Origin of the sequence: Methylobacterium sp. 17Sr1-1 (genome assembly GCF_003173775.1) — a bacterium.
Classification (GTDB): Bacteria; Pseudomonadota; Alphaproteobacteria; order Rhizobiales; family Beijerinckiaceae; genus Methylobacterium.
In genome coordinates this window covers 3,290,787-3,307,790 of record NZ_CP029552.1, presented here as the reverse complement: position 1 = coordinate 3,307,790, position 17,004 = coordinate 3,290,787, and the positions used below count along the sequence as shown (strand labels likewise).

At 61.4% G+C, this 17,004-nt stretch carries 11 protein-coding genes and 5 pseudogenes; 8 read left to right on the top strand and 8 right to left on the bottom strand.

From position 1 onward, the window contains the following. The 5 genes and pseudogenes from DK412_RS14875 to DK412_RS14855 all read left to right on the top strand — a co-directional run bounded on the left by DK412_RS14875 (position 1) and on the right by DK412_RS14855 (position 6,318). Positions 1–945, top strand: coding sequence for a GDP-L-fucose synthase (locus DK412_RS14875; RefSeq protein ID WP_109972557.1), 945 nt, complete (start codon positions 1–3; stop codon positions 943–945). 186 nt (positions 946–1,131) lie between these two features. Beyond that, positions 1,132–2,088 carry an STELLO glycosyltransferase family protein gene (locus tag DK412_RS14870; protein ID WP_204165378.1) on the top strand — a complete coding sequence of 319 codons (957 nt, stop codon included), beginning with the start codon at positions 1,132–1,134 and terminating at the stop codon, positions 2,086–2,088. Between the two features lie 250 nt (positions 2,089–2,338). Next, complete coding sequence (locus DK412_RS14865; RefSeq protein ID WP_109972555.1) at positions 2,339–3,781, top strand: mannose-1-phosphate guanylyltransferase/mannose-6-phosphate isomerase; 1,443 nt, start codon at positions 2,339–2,341, stop codon at positions 3,779–3,781. 532 nt (positions 3,782–4,313) lie between these two features. After that, positions 4,314–5,275 (top strand): IS630 family transposase gene (locus DK412_RS14860; RefSeq protein ID WP_109972554.1). Its coding sequence is split into 2 segments (ribosomal slippage): positions 4,314–4,662 and positions 4,662–5,275, totalling 963 coding nucleotides; the frame shifts between segments, so codons are not numbered across the junction. Between the two features lie 21 nt (positions 5,276–5,296). After that, positions 5,297–6,318: pseudogene (locus tag DK412_RS14855) on the top strand (IS630 family transposase). Between the two features lie 489 nt (positions 6,319–6,807). Here DK412_RS14855 and DK412_RS14850 read toward each other — a convergent pair. The 4 genes from DK412_RS14850 to DK412_RS14840 all read right to left on the bottom strand — a co-directional run bounded on the left by DK412_RS14850 (position 6,808) and on the right by DK412_RS14840 (position 11,504). Next, the gene (locus DK412_RS14850; RefSeq protein WP_109975281.1) at positions 6,808–7,878 is read right to left on the bottom strand and encodes a glycosyltransferase family 61 protein; all 1,071 of its coding nucleotides are present in this window, start codon (positions 7,876–7,878) and stop codon (positions 6,808–6,810) included. Positions 7,879–7,907: 29 nt separating this feature from the next. Further along, entirely contained in the window at positions 7,908–8,471 is a 564-nt protein-coding gene (locus tag DK412_RS30235) for a hypothetical protein (protein ID WP_162596214.1), read from the bottom strand. A gap of 2,127 nt (positions 8,472–10,598) precedes the next feature. Then, on the bottom strand, positions 10,599–10,907 hold the full coding sequence (locus tag DK412_RS14845) for a hypothetical protein (RefSeq protein WP_162596213.1): 309 nt from the start codon (positions 10,905–10,907) through the stop codon (positions 10,599–10,601). A gap of 225 nt (positions 10,908–11,132) precedes the next feature. Beyond that, positions 11,133–11,504, bottom strand: coding sequence for a transposase (locus DK412_RS14840; protein WP_109972552.1), 372 nt, complete (start codon positions 11,502–11,504; stop codon positions 11,133–11,135). 159 nt (positions 11,505–11,663) lie between these two features. Here DK412_RS14840 and istA point away from each other — a divergent pair. After that, positions 11,664–12,947: pseudogene (istA, locus tag DK412_RS14835) on the top strand (IS21 family transposase). Next, on the top strand, positions 12,944–13,819 hold the full coding sequence (gene istB, locus DK412_RS14830; protein ID WP_109972551.1) for an IS21-like element ISMtsp8 family helper ATPase IstB: 876 nt from the start codon (positions 12,944–12,946) through the stop codon (positions 13,817–13,819). Before istA ends, istB begins: the two are co-directional and overlap by 4 nt. A gap of 67 nt (positions 13,820–13,886) precedes the next feature. On the opposite strand, the pseudogene DK412_RS31025 reads toward istB, so the two are convergent. Both DK412_RS31025 and DK412_RS14820 read right to left on the bottom strand, forming a co-directional pair. After that, positions 13,887–14,045: pseudogene (locus tag DK412_RS31025) on the bottom strand (transposase family protein); the annotation flags it as partial. 238 nt (positions 14,046–14,283) lie between these two features. Then, positions 14,284–14,759 (bottom strand): annotated as a pseudogene (locus tag DK412_RS14820) (transposase); the annotation flags it as partial. Positions 14,760–14,836: 77 nt separating this feature from the next. Between DK412_RS14820 and DK412_RS14815 the strand changes: the two are divergent. Continuing rightward, a protein-coding gene (locus tag DK412_RS14815) for an IS630 family transposase (RefSeq protein WP_109972548.1) occupies positions 14,837–15,798 on the top strand; the annotation gives its coding sequence in 2 pieces (ribosomal slippage) (positions 14,837–15,185 and positions 15,185–15,798; 963 coding nt in all). 16 nt (positions 15,799–15,814) lie between these two features. Here DK412_RS14815 and DK412_RS31020 read toward each other — a convergent pair. Then, a pseudogene (locus DK412_RS31020) lies at positions 15,815–16,036 on the bottom strand (transposase); the annotation flags it as partial. Between the two features lie 712 nt (positions 16,037–16,748). Then, positions 16,749–17,000 (bottom strand): hypothetical protein, encoded by a 252-nt coding sequence (locus DK412_RS30230; RefSeq protein WP_162596211.1) that lies wholly within the window; start codon positions 16,998–17,000, stop codon positions 16,749–16,751. Between the last annotated feature and the right edge of the window lie 4 nt (positions 17,001–17,004).

Here is a 17,004-nt window from a genome sequence, read left to right as displayed (position 1 = left end):
ATGGCCAAGGACTTTTCGCTCTCGGGGAAGAAGGTCTTCGTCGCAGGCCATCGCGGGATGGTCGGCTCCGCGATCGTGCGGAGGCTCGCATCCGAGGGATGCGAGATCCTCGTCGCGGATCGCGGCGAACTCGATCTTCGCGAGCAGGGCGCAGTCCGGGACTGGTTCTCGCGCAAGCGTCCCGACGCGGTCTTCCTGGCCGCCGCCAAGGTCGGCGGCATCCTCGTCAACTCGCAATTCCCGGCGGATTTTCTGTACGACAATCTGATGATCGAGACCAACGTCATCGAAGCGTCGCATCGGCATGACGTTGAGAAACTTCTCTTTCTCGGGTCGAGCTGCATCTACCCCAAATTCGCGCCCCAGCCGATCGAAGAGGGCGCCCTGCTGTCCGGCTCCCTCGAGCCGACCAATGAGTGGTACGCGGTGGCTAAGATCGCCGGCATCAAGTTGTGTCAGGCGTATCGGCAGCAGTATGACCGGGACTATGTCTCCGCGATGCCTACCAATCTGTTCGGTCCTGGCGACAATTTCGATCTGTCGTCTAGCCACGTGCTTCCCGCGCTGATGCGGAAGGCTCATCTCGCAAAGATGAACAACGATCCGCAGATCGTGGTGTGGGGCACAGGTTCGCCGCGTCGCGAATTCCTTCACGTCGACGATCTCGCTGATGCCTGCATCTTCCTGATGAAGAGCTATTCCGACGATCAGCACATCAACGTCGGCAGCGGCGAGGATCTCGCTATCAGCGAGCTGGTCGACTTGGTATGCGATGTCGTGGGGTATAAGGGCCGCATTGAATACGATCACTCGAAGCCCGACGGAACGCCGCGCAAGCTGATGTCGGGTGAGAAGCTCGGCGCCATGGGATGGCGGCCGCAGATCACGCTGCGCCAGGGCATCGAGAGCACATACCGGTGGTTCCTCGACAAGCACGCGAGCTGACGACGAGACGCAGCGTGACGACGCAGCGGCACGCTTCATACTGGGTGTGATCGCCCGGCATGAGGATTGAACGTGCAGCCGGCATGTCCGCCGGCCGGGCGGACGATCATTACAAGGCATGGAGAACATCCATTGAGTGACCAATTTTCCGTCGTCGTGACGACCATCAATCATCCGACGAAAGCCATGATCGACCTCCAAGAGGGCTGTGATCGCCTGAATAGCAGCTTCTACGTCATCGGCGACACGAAGAGTCCGGCGGATTTCTCGCTGCCGGGTTCGCATTACTTCGATATGAAATCCCAGCTCGGGAGCGGGTTCCGATTCGCGGAAGCGTGCCCGACGCGCCACTATGCCCGGAAGAATGTCGGATATCTGGCGGCCACTCGGGCGGGCGCACGGATCATCGTCGAGACGGACGATGACAACATCCCGAACGCGGAGTTCTGGCAGCCGCGTACGCTCTCCGTCCAGGCGCCCGTGGTGAGGGAGCGCGGTTGGAACAACGTCTATCGCTACTTCACTGATGCGCCGATCTGGCCGCGGGGCTTGCCGTTGAATGAGGTTCGGGCTGCCCAGGCGTCGCGGCCGAGCGTGTACGAGGAAACGGCCTGCCCGATCCAGCAGGGGCTGGCCGACAAGAACCCGGACGTCGACGCCATCTATCGCCTCGTCCTCCCGCTGCCGCTCTCGTTCGACAAGAAGGATCCGATCGTTCTCGGTGAAGGCGTGTGGTGCCCCTTTAACAGTCAGAACACTACCTTCTGGCGCGAGACCTTCCCGCTACTCTACCTGCCTTACTATTGCTCGTTCCGGATGACTGACATCTGGAGAAGCTTCGTTGCGCAACGCATCATGTGGACCAACGGTTGGTACCTGATGTTTCATTCGGCGACAGTCTACCAGGAGCGCAACGAGCATGACCTGATGATCGATTTCCGCGACGAGATTCCCGGATATTTGAACAACGATCGTATCAAGAAGACCCTTGAAGATCTGGATTTGCGAACCGGCGTCGACAATATCATGGACAACATGAAAGTCTGCTATGACGCTTTGATCAAGATGGAGGTCATTGGTTCGGAAGAGCGGTCGCTGCTGGATATCTTCCTATATGACATGGAAAAGGCCGGTTGGAAGTAGGCCCGACTCGTCGAGCGCGTGACACATCAATGAGAAAATGGTGGAAACGCCCAAATTTTACAAGATTAAAAAATGTGATGATATTTTTATTGCAGTTTACAAGATTGCCTCATGCCGGGATTGGGACCGAGTGCATATTTGCGAATTGATATAAAAAATTTATAACCATCTTACGTGTTTCCTGCGTAAGGGCGGACCGGCTCGAGCGCAGGAAAATCGATAGTGTAGGTGCTCCGCAGGAGGCAAGTTGATGTCACACGATACCAATGATCTGATCCACCCGGTGATCCTGTGCGGCGGATCGGGGACGCGGCTGTGGCCGGCCTCCCGCGAGAGCTTTCCCAAGCAGTTCCTGCCCCTGGCAGAGCCCGGCCGCTCGTCATTCCAAGGCGCCGTCGCGCGGCTGTCCGATCCCGCCACCTTCGCCCGGCCGGTGGTCATCACCGCCAATGACGCCCGCTTCCTCGTCGCCGAGCAGCTCGCGACAGGCGGCGTCGCGGCCGACATCCTGCTCGAGCCGTGCCGGCGCGACTCTGCCCCGGCCGTCGCCGTCGCCGCGCTCCACGCCGCTGCCCGCGATACCCAGGCCCTGGTGCTGATCCTGCCCGCCGACCACGCGATCGGCGACGACGCGGCCTTCGTGGCGGCCGTCCGCAACGCCCGCGCCGGGGCCCGTGCCGGCCACATCATGACCCTCGGCATCGCACCGTCCTATCCTTCCACCGCCTACGGCTACATCCAGCCCGGCAGCCCGCTCGCAAGCGACGAGGCCGCCTGCACCGTCGTCCGCTTCCTTGAGAAGCCAGAGGCGACCCGCGCCGCGGCCCTAATCGCGGAGGGCGCTCTGTGGAACGGCGGCTATTTCCTGTTTCGCGCCGACGTGATGCTCGACGAACTCGAAGCCCACGCCCCGGCGGTGCTTGAGGCGGCCCGCGCGGCGCTGGCGGCGGCGACCCGCGACCTCGACTTCGTGCGCCTGGATGCGGCCGCGTTCGCGCGGGCGCCGCAGATCTCGATCGATTACGCGGTGATGGAGCAGACGGAGCGGGCGGGCGTGGTACCGGTGAGCTTCCCGTGGTCCGACATCGGCAGCTGGGGGGCGCTGTGGGAGATTTCGCCGCGGGACGACGCAGGCAACGCCGTGCGCGGCCGGGTGGCCGTGCGGGAGACGCGCAACAGCCTGATTCACTCTAGCGGCGAGGTGCTGACGACGGTAGTCGGACTCGACGACGTGGTGGTGGTGACGACAGATGACGCGGTCCTCGTGACGAGCCGGCACGCGGCCGGCGAGGTGAAGGGCTTGGTCGAGGCGCTGCGGCGGCGGGGTGAGCCTGAGGCGGATGCGCATCGTCTGATGTACCGTCCGTGGGGGTCGTACCAGCGCATCGACATCGGGAGCAGGTTCCAGGTGAAGCGGATCACGGTGAAGCCGGGGGGGCGCTTGTCGCTGCAGAAGCACCATCACCGGGCCGAGCACTGGGTGGTGGTGCGCGGCACCGCCGAGGTAACGGCGGATGGAGTGGTGCGGCTGGTGCACGAGAACGAGGCGGCATATCTGCCGATTGGCTGCGTTCACCGGCTGGCCAACCCGGGTAAGATTTCGCTCGAGCTGATTGAGGTGCAGGTCGGCAGCTACACGGGCGAGGATGACATCATCCGCATCGAGGACATATACGGGCGCGGCAACGCATAGCTGGCATGGACGGCTCCATAGGCGAATGACTTTCAGGGTCGGCGGACGCGGCGCCACCAAACGTGTTTTGACAACCGATGCACGTTCAGTACTGCACCCGCTGCGCGATCGTCGCGGCCAGGCATCAGCCCTTTGGGCCTTCCCCGCCGCGCGTTTTGCCTCGTTTCGGTCTTTCAGCGATTCGCAGAGACGATTCGCTGTTGCCTTGCGCGCCTGGGTGTCGTCTGTGGCACGTGCCGTCGAGATCCTAACAGGTGTCTCCAAGGCCGCCGAACAGCGGCGTCCTAGCGAAGCGGCAGCCGCGTCGATTCATGGCCCTGCGCCTTCTGCGATCGCGACGCCCTCAACGGCCTGAACCGTGCCCGTAGTGCATTGACGCATTCAGAGGATTCACAAGAGGCGTGAGCCGTGCGAGTCTGAGGTATGGCTCAGACTGTCTGCGTGATCCCTAGCGCCGCCGACCTAGAGCGCTGTGCGATCGGTCTGCAACGGCCAAGTTGGTAAGGGCGTTGGTTGGCTGAAGGAGCCAGCGATGACGTCACCCTTGTCCGTCGATCTGCGTGAGCGCGTCGTGTCTGCCGTCCTGGCAGGCGCGTCCTGCCGCCAAGCTGGCGAGCGGTTCGGCGTCAGCGCCGCCAGCGTCAGTCGCTGGCACGCCCGCCATCTCCGGGACGGCCACGTCCGACCCAAGCCGATGGGCGGAGACCAGCGCTCGCAGGTCATCGAGGCTCACGCCCCGCGGATCCTGAGGCTGTGCGAGGAGCGCGGCAACATCGTGCTGTCGGAGTTGCGCCACGCTTTGGCCGAGCAGGGCGTCACCACCAGCACCAGCGGCCTGTCGCGCTTCCTGGCCCGTCATCGCATCACCCGTAAAAAGGGGCTCTCCACGCCGCCGAGCAGGACCGTCCGGACGTAGCGCAGGCGCGCCAGGCGTGGTTCGAGGGTCAACTCGACCTCGATCCGGACCGTTTGGTGTTCATTGATGAGACGGCAGCCTCGACCCGGATGGCACGCCGCTACGGCTGGGCCCCACGCGGCCAGCGCTGTCGCCTGCCGATGCCATGCGGGCACGACAAGACCACCACCGTCACGGCAGCCCTGCGCGCGAGCGGCCTGACGGCAACGGCGATCTTCGAGGGCGCTACCAACGGCCAGCGCTTCCTGGACTACGTCACCGACACGCTGGTCCCAGTGCTCCGGCCGGGCGATACGGTGATCCTCGACAACCTCCAGGCCCACAAGGTGGCGGGCGTGCGCGAGGCCATTGCGGCGGCGGGCGCGCGGGTGGTGTACCTGCCGCCCTACAGCCCGGAGTTCAACCCGATCGAGCAGGCCTTCGCCAAGCTCAAGACGTTGCTGCGCACCGCAGCCGCGCGCACGGTCGAAGACCTGCATGCTGCGATCCGCCAAGCCTTCGCAGCTTTCACCCCGCAGGAGTGTCGCAACTACCTCAATGCAGCGGGATACCAGATAGACTGCTGCGTTGCAGACTGATCGGGCGATGCTCTAGCGCACCTGTCCGCCATCGTCGCCGATCGGGCGCGGCCCCACAAGCACATCCAGCGCGCCCGCATCGTTCTGCTCTCGGCCGAACGCCTCTCCGTCCTCGACGTCGCCCAGCAGGCCGGCGTCAGCCGGCCAGCCGTCTGGCGCTGGCAACAGCGATACGCCGAAGAAGGTGTCGAAGGACTGTTGCGCGACAAAACCCGTCCGCCCGGCAAGCCACCCTACTCCACCGACACCGTCGCCAAGGTGCTCGCCCTGACCTGCTCCGAGCCGCCCGGTGAGGTCACCCACTGGACCGGCCGCGCCCTGGCTCAGGCCGTCGGGATCTCCCTGCGGTCGGTCCAGCGCATCTGGGATGTCCATCGCCTGCAGCCGCATCGCGTCCGCAGCTTCAAGCGCTCGAACGATCCGGCCTTCGCCGAGAAGGTCGAGGACATCGTGGGCCTCTACATGGATCCACCGCGCCATGCCGTCGTGCTCTCGCTCGACGAGAAGAGCCAGATCCAGGCCCTCGAGCGCACCCGCCCGAGCCGGCCCGTCACGCCAGGTCGCCCCGAGACACAGACTCACGACTACATCCGCCACGGCACCACGACGCTGTTTGCCGCGCTCGACGTGCTGGAGGGCACGATGATTGGGCGCTGCATGCAGCGTCACCGCCACGAGGAGTTCCTGCGCTTCCTCAACACCATCGAGGCGGCGGTGCCGGCCGGCAAACTGATCCACGTGATCCTGGACAACTACGGCACGCACAAGCACCCAAAGGTGCGTGCCTGGCTGACCCGGCATCCGCGCTGGATCTTCCACTTCACCCCGACCTCGGCCTCGTGGATGAACGCGGTCGAGGGCTTCTTCTCTGCCCTGACCCGGCGCAGGCTAAACGTGGCAGCTTCAGCGGGATCGTCGACCTGCAAGCGGCGATCAACCGCTACATTGCCGAGCACAACGGCAGGCCGAAGCCCTTCGTCTGGACCAAGCCGGCCGCAGCCATCCTCGATGCCGTCAACGGCAACGCTGCACCATCCGATTGAATCACTGCACTAGTGGAAGCTGGTGCAGGAGCGGATGACCTTGGTCTGCTCGCTCAACTACGGTTTCCCGCTCTGACCTACAGGCGAAGTCAGCCAACATTCGCTCGAGGAACGCCTTGGGTAGGCCGCGGAAAGGTTCAAATTATCACGCCGCTGGCCGACGCTGGCGCCATGAGGGCAGTAACGTGCAGCCACTTGACACGATGACGGCCCGGTGCCGGCGGCCGCTCGCCGGCCGGTGCCCAGACCCGACGCCTGACCGGCTTGAGCCCGAAACGGTGCTTGTCAGTTGTATCGCCGACGGATGGGCAGGCGCGGCGATACAATCTCCGATTGCTCGCTTCGCGATGCGGAGATCGGCTTCGTTCAGGCGACGGGCGGGCTTTGGGTAAGATTCACGGAAGGGATCGTCCGAATACCGTAGCAGTACCGGTCGCTAAACCTTGACGCCCTCGTCCTACATATCGCACATATAATATATCGTGATCGTCAATCCAATATACTAGATACAATATTAACTAATTGACTCACGTCTGCTTTTCCCAGCCAATGAAACATTCCTTGAATATCGGACTGCATCACTTCGCATTTTATAGGCATATAATTTATACCTAACCCACCTGCTATTGCGCTGTAGGCGGTCCCTCCCCATCCAAATGCCTCAAATTCAATGAGGTGTCGACAGCGCGATGATGCAACCAATGGCGTTAAACCATTGCCATGCACGGCAACGACAATCTCGGCATTGGCATATAACTCGCACTGGGTTTGAAATGAATATTCTCCCGGGCAAAGATTTGTGAAGCCAAATTGTCTCAAAGCTACAATGACTTCATCTTCATTTATCAAATTTCTGATAGGGGTATCAGCACGCGAAATAAACAGGCGAGTGGGGTGAGAAGCTTTATTTATATTCAGCTTTTGGTTGATAGTGTGGTTCACATACTTCGTAGCGCGAGAGCAGAAATATTCATTGCGATTTCCGAGTGGAGGAACAACGAGCTTGCCGACTTTATATTTAATTCCTGCCGCAATTTCTTTATAATTTATGTCGTCCATAAAGATCGACTTAAGCGCCTTTCCAGCTGGCGTGCTACTGTCCTGCTTCGGAAACAGATATAATAAATTTTGCAAACTTACGTGATCGCAATACGCCAATCTTGCGTAATTATCCATAGTTGAATGGAATAGGTGATTAAGATCCCTTAGCATGAAAGGAAATACTACGGTATCATTGGCAAATGTATCATTTACCGGAAGGTCTTGAACATTGATAGTTTCACCGTCCTCTGTTAAAATATGCGCCAAAGGCCACGATTTTGGATATATTTCTTGAAGGTACAAATCTCTCGATGTGGTGATAATGCAAGTATTCTTCTCAATAATTATATATCCATCGTTTACTACGTAATAGTTCTCGTTCGTCTTTGCAGATTTTTCCGGTGTCAAATAAGATGCTGTTGGAGGCGCCTTACAGTAACCATCCTTTTCTCCATCGATCAAAGACTCGAGACTGTCTGCGAAATAGAGCTGACGCGAATTCGCCGGCGATAATTTCATCGTTCTTCTCCGTAGTAGAGCAGAAATGCTCAAACCGCATTCAGTAGATGAATAACCTTCCCTATGTATTCGCTTTGCCTTGAAAGCTTTACGGAGTGAACCAGTAGCAACCCTGATGCAAATTCCTCGGCTAAGCCTTCTTCAGAAACGGATCTGTCCGAGAATGACCAATCGCTACGCATACCAATGTCAGAAGATTGCTTAATATTTTCGGAAGCATGCATTAATCCTGTAGGAATTGCAACCTCAGCAAAAATATTCGCGGCAGCGAGCACTCCGAGATAATGTGCAACATCTGCAAATATATCACCGCCGATGGCGAAAAAGTCGGAATACCCGCCCAAAAATGGTACCGGCGTCCTCATAGACGTTTCAGGATTATTCCCAAACATGCCTGTTATAATCGTATCGGTAACTTCTTTGTCGAAAAAGTGATTTGCAAATGCATTTGATACCGGCGGCGGTGCTCCGGGATCATATCTGAAATCTTCAAATACAATATTGTACTTTTGCTCGAGATATGTTTTTGTTTTAGATATATTTCTTAAAGTCTCAGTGAGAGATTCCAGTCCGCTTCCTGACAAGAAATTCATCGGAAACGTCGATTTCCATATGATACCTGGCGACCAGCACCATCCTGCCGACGACGAACTACTTAGAGCGCCGCCGAAGGGAAAGTACATCGGCAGGAACGATTCGCTCCGACCAATTTTTAGATAGTCAATTATATTGTTTTCATTCAATTTCGGATTTAACAATACATCGTCATGTACAAATATATAGTAATCCGATTTTTTTTCTTTAAGTCGAGCGACATTGTCCGAAACGAAGCCGTGAAAGTTGTATGAGCCCCTGTATGCGGTCCACACATCTGGATCTTGCGACCGTAGTACGGGCTGTATAAAAATGATATCTTTAAATCTGTTTTTATAAATTTCCCTAAGAAGTGGTATATTCCTTGGAAAGGCATGATTAAATAGTACGCACAACGTTACCATGGCTTAGATCCTTCTATAGCTGTCCAGCCAGCAAACTGTGATTTTTTCTCAAGTTTCTCTGATCGTTTGGAATATATACAGCGTTGACTCATGCGTGGTGATTTAGATCCTCCTCTTCGGGGCCAGTGCCTCGGCATCGCATCCGTTATCCTTGTTGACAACATATCCTATATCCTAAACTGTCCTCGCCGCACAGGCCGACAGCTTGATTTTCATTAGCTGCTACATTTAACGAGCAATGGAGTCTTATGCACTAGTCGCTAAACCTCAAGGGGTGCCAACAGTCGGGCCGATATGAAATACTTAGAAGGTTATCAGGTCAAAATTTAAAACAAAAATACGCAAGCGGTTAGTACCCGCTTGCGCCGCGACGAGATAAATGCTGCCAAACACGCATAGTCGACAATTTTCATATGTGTCCGGTCGCGAAACCCAAATATCCGTATGCGCTGAGGCAACGAGCGTTTAGCCCTACCCTAACCCATCTTTGCTATGCATGCCAGCGTCTTCGGGCGAGAAAAAATATTTCTAAATACTTTAAGATGAATCACAACCATTAATAGATTTAAAAAATATTATTTACAACTTAGGCATCTAAAAAAAAGATTAGGCATGAAAAAATGCATGCCTATTTTTATCAAAATAGGAGATCCCGCCAAAAGGCATTGTAGTGGGGTTTATCCGCATCTCCAGTGCTGATTCGTGCGATCGCGCGTTAATTGTGTGGCAGCCATAGGGTATGCCAATGGCCCAGATTTGCGTTCCGTGTCCCCTCGTGAGGGCGGCCCCTCGGACGCAAAGTTCTCGCTTCAATGGTTGCGAAGTTCCGTTCTCTTTCGGTCGGCGAGCGGCAACGAGGGTCCGCCATCTGATTGTGGGTTTCACGATCGGTGCTGATCCTGCTGCAAGAGGTCATCGTGGCCGTTATAAGCCTGGTTCGATGCACTGGCCAAGGTGCTCGGCAAGCTGCACGCGGAACGGTTGCCGACGGCGGAAGGCGAGTTCCAGATGGGGCGGCCGAGAGTAGCCCCGGCCAGAGCTGGGCCCGCATCTCGATCGAGACCTGATCCATCATCCAGGAAGCGTCGGATACCGGGCCAGGCATCCGGGTGAGCCCATGGGTCGACGCTGAGATCGCGAGGGAGGTGGCAGTCCGTCCAGCAAGGGAGTCGGGCGGAATCTGGGATTGAAATTGCCCCGGATCGGTGGTTCTTGCTCGTCTTGCGTGGAACAGGCGGCAAGAACCAAGCGGCGCTTCAGGAGATCGAGGCCTGCCCGTCCATAGCACTGGCGCTTGATGAGCTTGAGCCGGTTGATCTGGCCTTCGGCCTAGCCGCTACTCCAGGGTTCCGTAAGTGCACCCCGGACGGCAGCGATGTCTGCATCCAATCCCGAGGCGAACGTCGCGATAGCAGGAGCGTCGCAGCTCCGTGCTTGCGTGATCCAGGCGGAGATGTCCGCTGCGGCGTCCGCGTTCTGACCATCGGCGACGGTCTTGCCCTTCCCTGCGGCGCGCACCAGGGCTGCAAAGCGGCGAGCGAGACCCATGACCGTCCGTGCGGTGTCGTCCCGCTCGACACGTGTCACCACATCTGCGTCGCTCGGATCCAGCCCGGATGGGGGGCTGGACGAGCAACCACGCCGGTTGCCGTGCGGGCGGCAATGGGGCTTCGGTGCTAGGCCGCTACGATGCACTGGCCCTCGCACAGAGAGGCTTGCGGCCTATTCGGACCGGCCTTGTCCGGCGTTGGCAACTAAACGGTGCACCTGCCGGCTCGTCCCTGGATAGCCCCGTTTCCGGATCTCGCGCCACAGGGCCACGGCGTTCTCGCAGCCCTCGTCGATCCGAGCTGCCAAGTACGCGACATGCGGATCAAGGAGGCTCGGCCCGGAACCGTGACGCAGCCGCACCGGGAACGTCTTGGCTGCCGCGTACTTGCGCACGGTGGCGCGCCCCAGCCCCATAGCACGGGCGATCCCGAGCAGGGGCTCCCCGCCGGAGTGCCGGCGGCGGACCTCGTCGTAGACCACCTGCCATCGCATCCGACTCTGTGCTCCCACTTCCAACTCCGACGGAGTGCGGGCAAAGGCGCGATCACGCCGGGCGGGACGAACGGTTGAGCCAGGGAGGGATGGAAGGTTCCGCAGCCGGGCATGGGTACCAGGGAGCCAGCGTTCGACGGCCTGCCGCATGTTGGTGAGCAGGTGCCATCGATCGGCGACCTGCTGTGCCTGGGGAGCGCAGAGGCTTGCACCTCAGGCATACTCGGCCGTGCGATCCCGGGCGACGAGTTCGACGCCGGAGTGCCGTTCGAGCCATCCGGCCAGCGTGAGTGCCGTGCGATCCGGGAGGAGATCGACGACGCGGTGACGGTCGAGGTCGACGACGATCGTGCCGTAGCGGCTGCCCTTGCGGATCGCCCAGTCGTCGATCCCGACCCGGATGGGAGCCGGCGTGTCGGGCATCGGCAGGCGGGTGACGAGCCGCAGCACGGTCGCGCGGCTTGCCGGCATGTGGATGTGCGCGAGGAGACGCGCGCCGCCTGCACCGCCGCAGGCGAGGCCGACCCTGGCCTGCGCCTCGCCAAGCCGCCGAGTGCGCCGGGCGTGCGGTCCGAGAAGGGTCATAGGCGCCTCGGCTGTGAGCGGGCGTAGGATCCTCCTCACTTGTGGGCCTGCAATTTTCCCCACCCTCCTGGCCACCCCTGAGCCTCCCGTCTGAGCCGGGATGCCCGCGCGGCGGCCGTTTCACCGAAGCTGCTCTCCGTGGCGGGAGGGAGTGGCGCGGTGGTTAGCCTCGGGGAACTCATGACAATCCTGGACTTCCACCGGCATGGCCTTTCGGTCACCGCCATCGCCCGCCAGCTCGGCCTCGACCGCAAGACTGTCGCCAAGTACATCGCTCGCGGCCTCGAGCCGCCCGTCTACGGACCACGATCATCCCGCCCGCGGGCCACCGACGCCTTCCTTCCCTACCTGCGCGAGCGCTTGGCCGCCTACCCGCAGCTCACCGCCGTCCGTCTCTGGCGCGAGTTAAAGGAGCGCGGCTTTGCAGGGGCCTACACCGCCGTGAAGCGCGCCGTGGTTACGGTCCGACCCTCAGCCCCTCTGCCGATCGAGCGCCGCTTCGAGACCCCGCCGGGCGAGTAGGCCCAGGTCGACCTCGCCCGCTTCGGGGCCGTCTTCGCCGACGAGCCGGGAGTGACCCGCATCGTCTGGCTGTTCGCAATGGTGCTGGGCCACTCGCGCTACCTCTGGGCCCGCTTCGTCGTCTATCAGGATCTGCAGACGGTCCTGCGCTGCCACATCGCCGCCTTCCAGGCCCTCGGGGGCGCTCCGCGCGAGATCCTCTATGATCGCATGAAGACTGCCGTGATCGGCGAGGGTCCCGACGGGCTGGTCATCTACAATCGCAGCCTTCTCGATCTCGCGCGCCATTACGGGTTCCTGCCGCGCGCCTGCCGTCCCTACCGGCCCAAGACCAAGGGCAAGGTCGAGCGCCCGTTCCGCTACCTGCGCGAGGACTTCTTCCTCGCCCGCACGTTCCGCAACCTCGACGACCTGAACGGTCAGCTGCGCCACTGGCTCGATACCGTGGCCAACGCCCACCGGCACGCCACGACCAAGCGGATCGTCGCGGACGCCTTCGCGCAGGAGCGCAGCCAGCTGCGCGCGCTGCCGCCCGTGCCCTACGAGGCCGTGCTCAGCCTGGAGCGGCGCGTCACCCACGAGGGCTTCGTCTCGGTGGCCGGCAACCTCTACAGTGTGCCCGACACCACCCGCCGGCGCGCCCTGGAGGTGCACGTACGGGCCGATCAGATCCGTATCTACGAGGCGGGTGAGCTGGTCGCCTGCCACCTGCCCCTGGAAGGGCGCAGGCCGACGCGGGTCGATCCCGCCCATCGCCGGCCGCGATCTCCCCCGCCCGAGCCACGAGACCCTGCCGAGCCAGTGGTCGTCAGGCGAACCGGCGACCAGGTCGCGCGTCGGCCGCTGGCCATCTACGACGCCGTCGCCCGCCAACTCGCGGGGGCCGGCGTACCCAGGACCGACCGGGGAGACGCGGCCTGAGCGGGCTTGGCGAGATGATCCCCTCACTCGTTGAGCGGATCAAGGCGACGCTGGTGGGACTGAAGATGTCGCGCGCCCTGGAGATCGTCGACACCACCGTGCGGCGGCTGGAGCGCGGCGAACTGAGCGCGCTCGAAGCGGTCGACGCCCTGCTGAGCGAAGAGTTGAGCCTGCGCGAGAGCCGGCGGATCAAGACCGCGCTGGTGATGGCGCGGCTCTCGACGATCAAGACGCTGTCGGGCTTCGACTTCGCCTTCCAGCCCTCGCTCGACCGCACCCGCGTCCTGGCCCTGGCCGAGCTGGGCTTCGTGGATCGCTGCGAGGTGCTGCACTTCCTCGGCCCGCCCGGCACCGGCAAGAGCCACTTGGCGGTGGCCCTCGGGGTCGAGGCGGTGAAGGCGGGCCGCAGCGTGTACTTCACCACCCTGGCCGACCTTGTGGGAGCGTTGGCGCGGGCCGAGCGGGAAGGAACGCTGCGGGAGAAGATCCGGTACTTCTGCCGGCCGGCGCTGCTGATCGTGGACGAGATCGGCTACTTGCCGGTGGTGCCGGGCGGGGGCAACCTGTTCTTCCAGCTCGTCAACGCGCGCTACGAGCGGGGCGCGATGATCCTGACCTCGAACCGCGGCTTTGCGGAGTGGGGTGAGGTGTTCGGCGATCCAGTAGTGGCGACCGCGCTCCTGGACCGGCTCCTTCACCACGCTGTGGTGGTGCAGATCGAGGGCTCAAGCTACCGGTTGCGCCAGCACACCGCGCTCATGCCCGAGCACATCCGCGCGAAGGCGGCCCTACAAGCTCCGCCGCTCGCCACGCTCCCGCGTCGGCGCGGACGCCCACCTAAGAATGGAGGTGCTCACCTCGGCATCGCCTGACCGCCGAACCCGCCGATCTGAGGAAAATTGCGGGCCCGAAATTGCGGAAGGTTCGAAGCCCGTTGACATCGGCGAAGGTCCGGCGTCGGCAGGCCGGGATGCGGCAGTAGAACCGCCGCACCTCGATGCGAAGCGTGGTCCGCGATGCCGATAGCGGCAGGTCGGCGGGATGGCGCTGGTAGCGGCTATGGACGGACCGGCTCGCATGCCCGCACTCGGGGCACCGGTCGCTGGCTGCGTCCAGTTGCACGGGGATGATGAGGTGATCCTCGTGATGCTCTACGAACCGCGCGAAACGGCACTCGGGGATGGCGAGGGTAATGTCCATGCCGTCCACGATAAGGAGGGCAAGCCTAACCATCAGTGGCCCGGGACGATCCACCGCTATCCACGAAAAACTAGCAAGAACCAGAGAAAAGGAACAATTCCAGTTCGTCGAGAACGGCCTCGACGGTGCGTAGGTTCTGGTCAGGGATTACTTTTAGTGCGCGATCGGGCGGCGGCACGAGGGCGACGTCGTCGGCGTAGACCTTCTGCGTGCACAGGATGCCGACCGCAAAGCGTAGGCTTCTCTCATCCAGGGCACGGCGGAAGGCAGCGTTGCTGCCGTAGCCCGCATTGGCCAGGACGGTAACGAACCGGGCCCCGTTGTCGCGTAGCCGGTCGAATTCGGCCAGAGCAATCTCGCCCTCGCAGCGTGACGCGCGAGCAGCTTCGGGCACGCTTGCTCGGGCAAAGCGTGCTGGATCGCTGGCCAATTCCTCGGGGAAGAACAGGTGCAGGCCGACCGGCTGGGGACCTCGTTGCGCGCCAGGGTGAGCGAGACGAGAGATTGGCGGTTAGCCTTCTTGCCCAACAAACCGTAGTACTGGCGGTCGACACCGACCGAGTGCATGCCTTGCTTAGGCAGGGTGGTGACGTCGATCACCAGGAGCGCATCTGGTCAGCTAGAGCGCTGTGCGATCGGTCTGCAACGGCCAAGTTGGTAAGGGCGTTGGTTGGCTGAAGGAGCCAGCGATGACGTCACCCTTGTCCGTCGATCTGCGTGAGCGCGTCGTGTCTGCCGTCCTGGCAGGCGCGTCCTGCCGCCAAGCTGGCGAGCGGTTCGGCGTCAGCGCCGCCAGCGTCAGTCGCTGGCACGCCCGCCATCTCCGGGACGGCCACGTCCGACCCAAGCCGATGGGCGGAGACCAGCGCTCGCAGGTCATCGAGGCTCACGCCCCGCGGATCCTGAGGCTGTGCGAGGAGCGCGGCAACATCGTGCTGTCGGAGTTGCGCCACGCTTTGGCCGAGCAGGGCGTCACCACCAGCACCAGCGGCCTGTCGCGCTTCCTGGCCCGTCATCGCATCACCCGTAAAAAGGGGCTCTCCACGCCGCCGAGCAGGACCGTCCGGACGTAGCGCAGGCGCGCCAGGCGTGGTTCGAGGGTCAACTCGACCTCGATCCGGACCGTTTGGTGTTCATTGATGAGACGGCAGCCTCGACCCGGATGGCACGCCGCTACGGCTGGGCCCCACGCGGCCAGCGCTGTCGCCTGCCGATGCCATGCGGGCACGACAAGACCACCACCGTCACGGCAGCCCTGCGCGCGAGCGGCCTGACGGCAACGGCGATCTTCGAGGGCGCTACCAACGGCCAGCGCTTCCTGGACTACGTCACCGACACGCTGGTCCCAGTGCTCCGGCCGGGCGATACGGTGATCCTCGACAACCTCCAGGCCCACAAGGTGGCGGGCGTGCGCGAGGCCATTGCGGCGGCGGGCGCGCGGGTGGTGTACCTGCCGCCCTACAGCCCGGAGTTCAACCCGATCGAGCAGGCCTTCGCCAAGCTCAAGACGTTGCTGCGCACCGCAGCCGCGCGCACGGTCGAAGACCTGCATGCTGCGATCCGCCAAGCCTTCGCAGCTTTCACCCCGCAGGAGTGTCGCAACTACCTCAATGCAGCGCGATACCAGATAGACTGCTGCGTTGCAGACTGATCGGGCGATGCTCTAGGCGAGTAAGTTCGGTCCAGAGAGGGGCGTCGTCCGAGGGCGGGCTGGAGATAAAGTGTTGGAGTTGGCCGTACCCGGCGAGCCCCAGGCGCTTGGCGATCGGCTGCGGGCTTTTGCGATCATCCGGCCCGGGCAGGCCGCACAGGTAGAGCGGCGCCCAGTGCTATCGGGTCTTGCGACCCGTCGCAGTTACGAACGGCGCCAAACACGTGTCCAGATCCACCGCGTCGACACGATCCTCGCTCAGGGCCGCCTCCTGCTGCTCCAGCTGGGCGAACAACGCACTATGCCACTATAAAACGCTCAGGTAACGCTAAGCCAAATCAGAACTTTCGGGCTCAAAGCAGGACTTTGAGCCTCTGTTCAGGTTAAGACAAGGCGGATCACGAACCCACCGAAGCCGTCAGTCCCGCACGACCTCCACGTCGTATATCTGTCACGTAAAAGGGACGCAGATGTCCATGCGATGCGCAGCGCAACGACAAGGATCATGTCCAGCGTTGGGGCCTGCTGTCCTCGCAGTAGGTGCCAGGCAGGTTGACCCCGAGTAACACGCCACGTGCGTCCGCGACGAGTGGGTGCTTTATGCCCGCCTTGCTCCGGCCCATCGGACGCGGGTCGGTGCCAATATCTGTTGATCTAGCCGGCATCCTCGTACCGGCGATGTTCGCCCGGCTTCGTTGGATCTCGCCAGCGCCGGTGCGGGACGCCTGTACGCGGCCCGCAGCCTCTGACGAAACTACCGAGATCCGACGCCGTGTCGCCGCCGGACTCGTCGTCCACCCGGCTGTGAACGGCCTCGCTGCCGTCCGTTACCAGAATAGTCGCCGTTACGAGCGGGCGAGCCGGATGCAAAGTGCATTATCTGCAAAACCGCAAGCGCGCCCCAGACTGGTCACCAATCCAAGGCCGTCGTGCTCAGAGAACTGGGCATATCATCCGCTCCGACCTGCTAAGGTCGCAAGTTGGGTCTCCGCATCTTTGCACCGCCGAGTCAAATCAAGATTTGTGTGTTCCAGATACGCGACCCTCGGCCTGAACCACTCATCGATAAGCTTTTGAAGCTCGGCAATTTTTTCTTCCAAGCGCTTTTGCTGAGCCCGGTATTGCAGCTGGTCCTGATCGGCCAGAACTAACGCACGTTGCGCGTGCTGAAGAGCGAGCTCAACCGATTTGATATCTGACATTCTA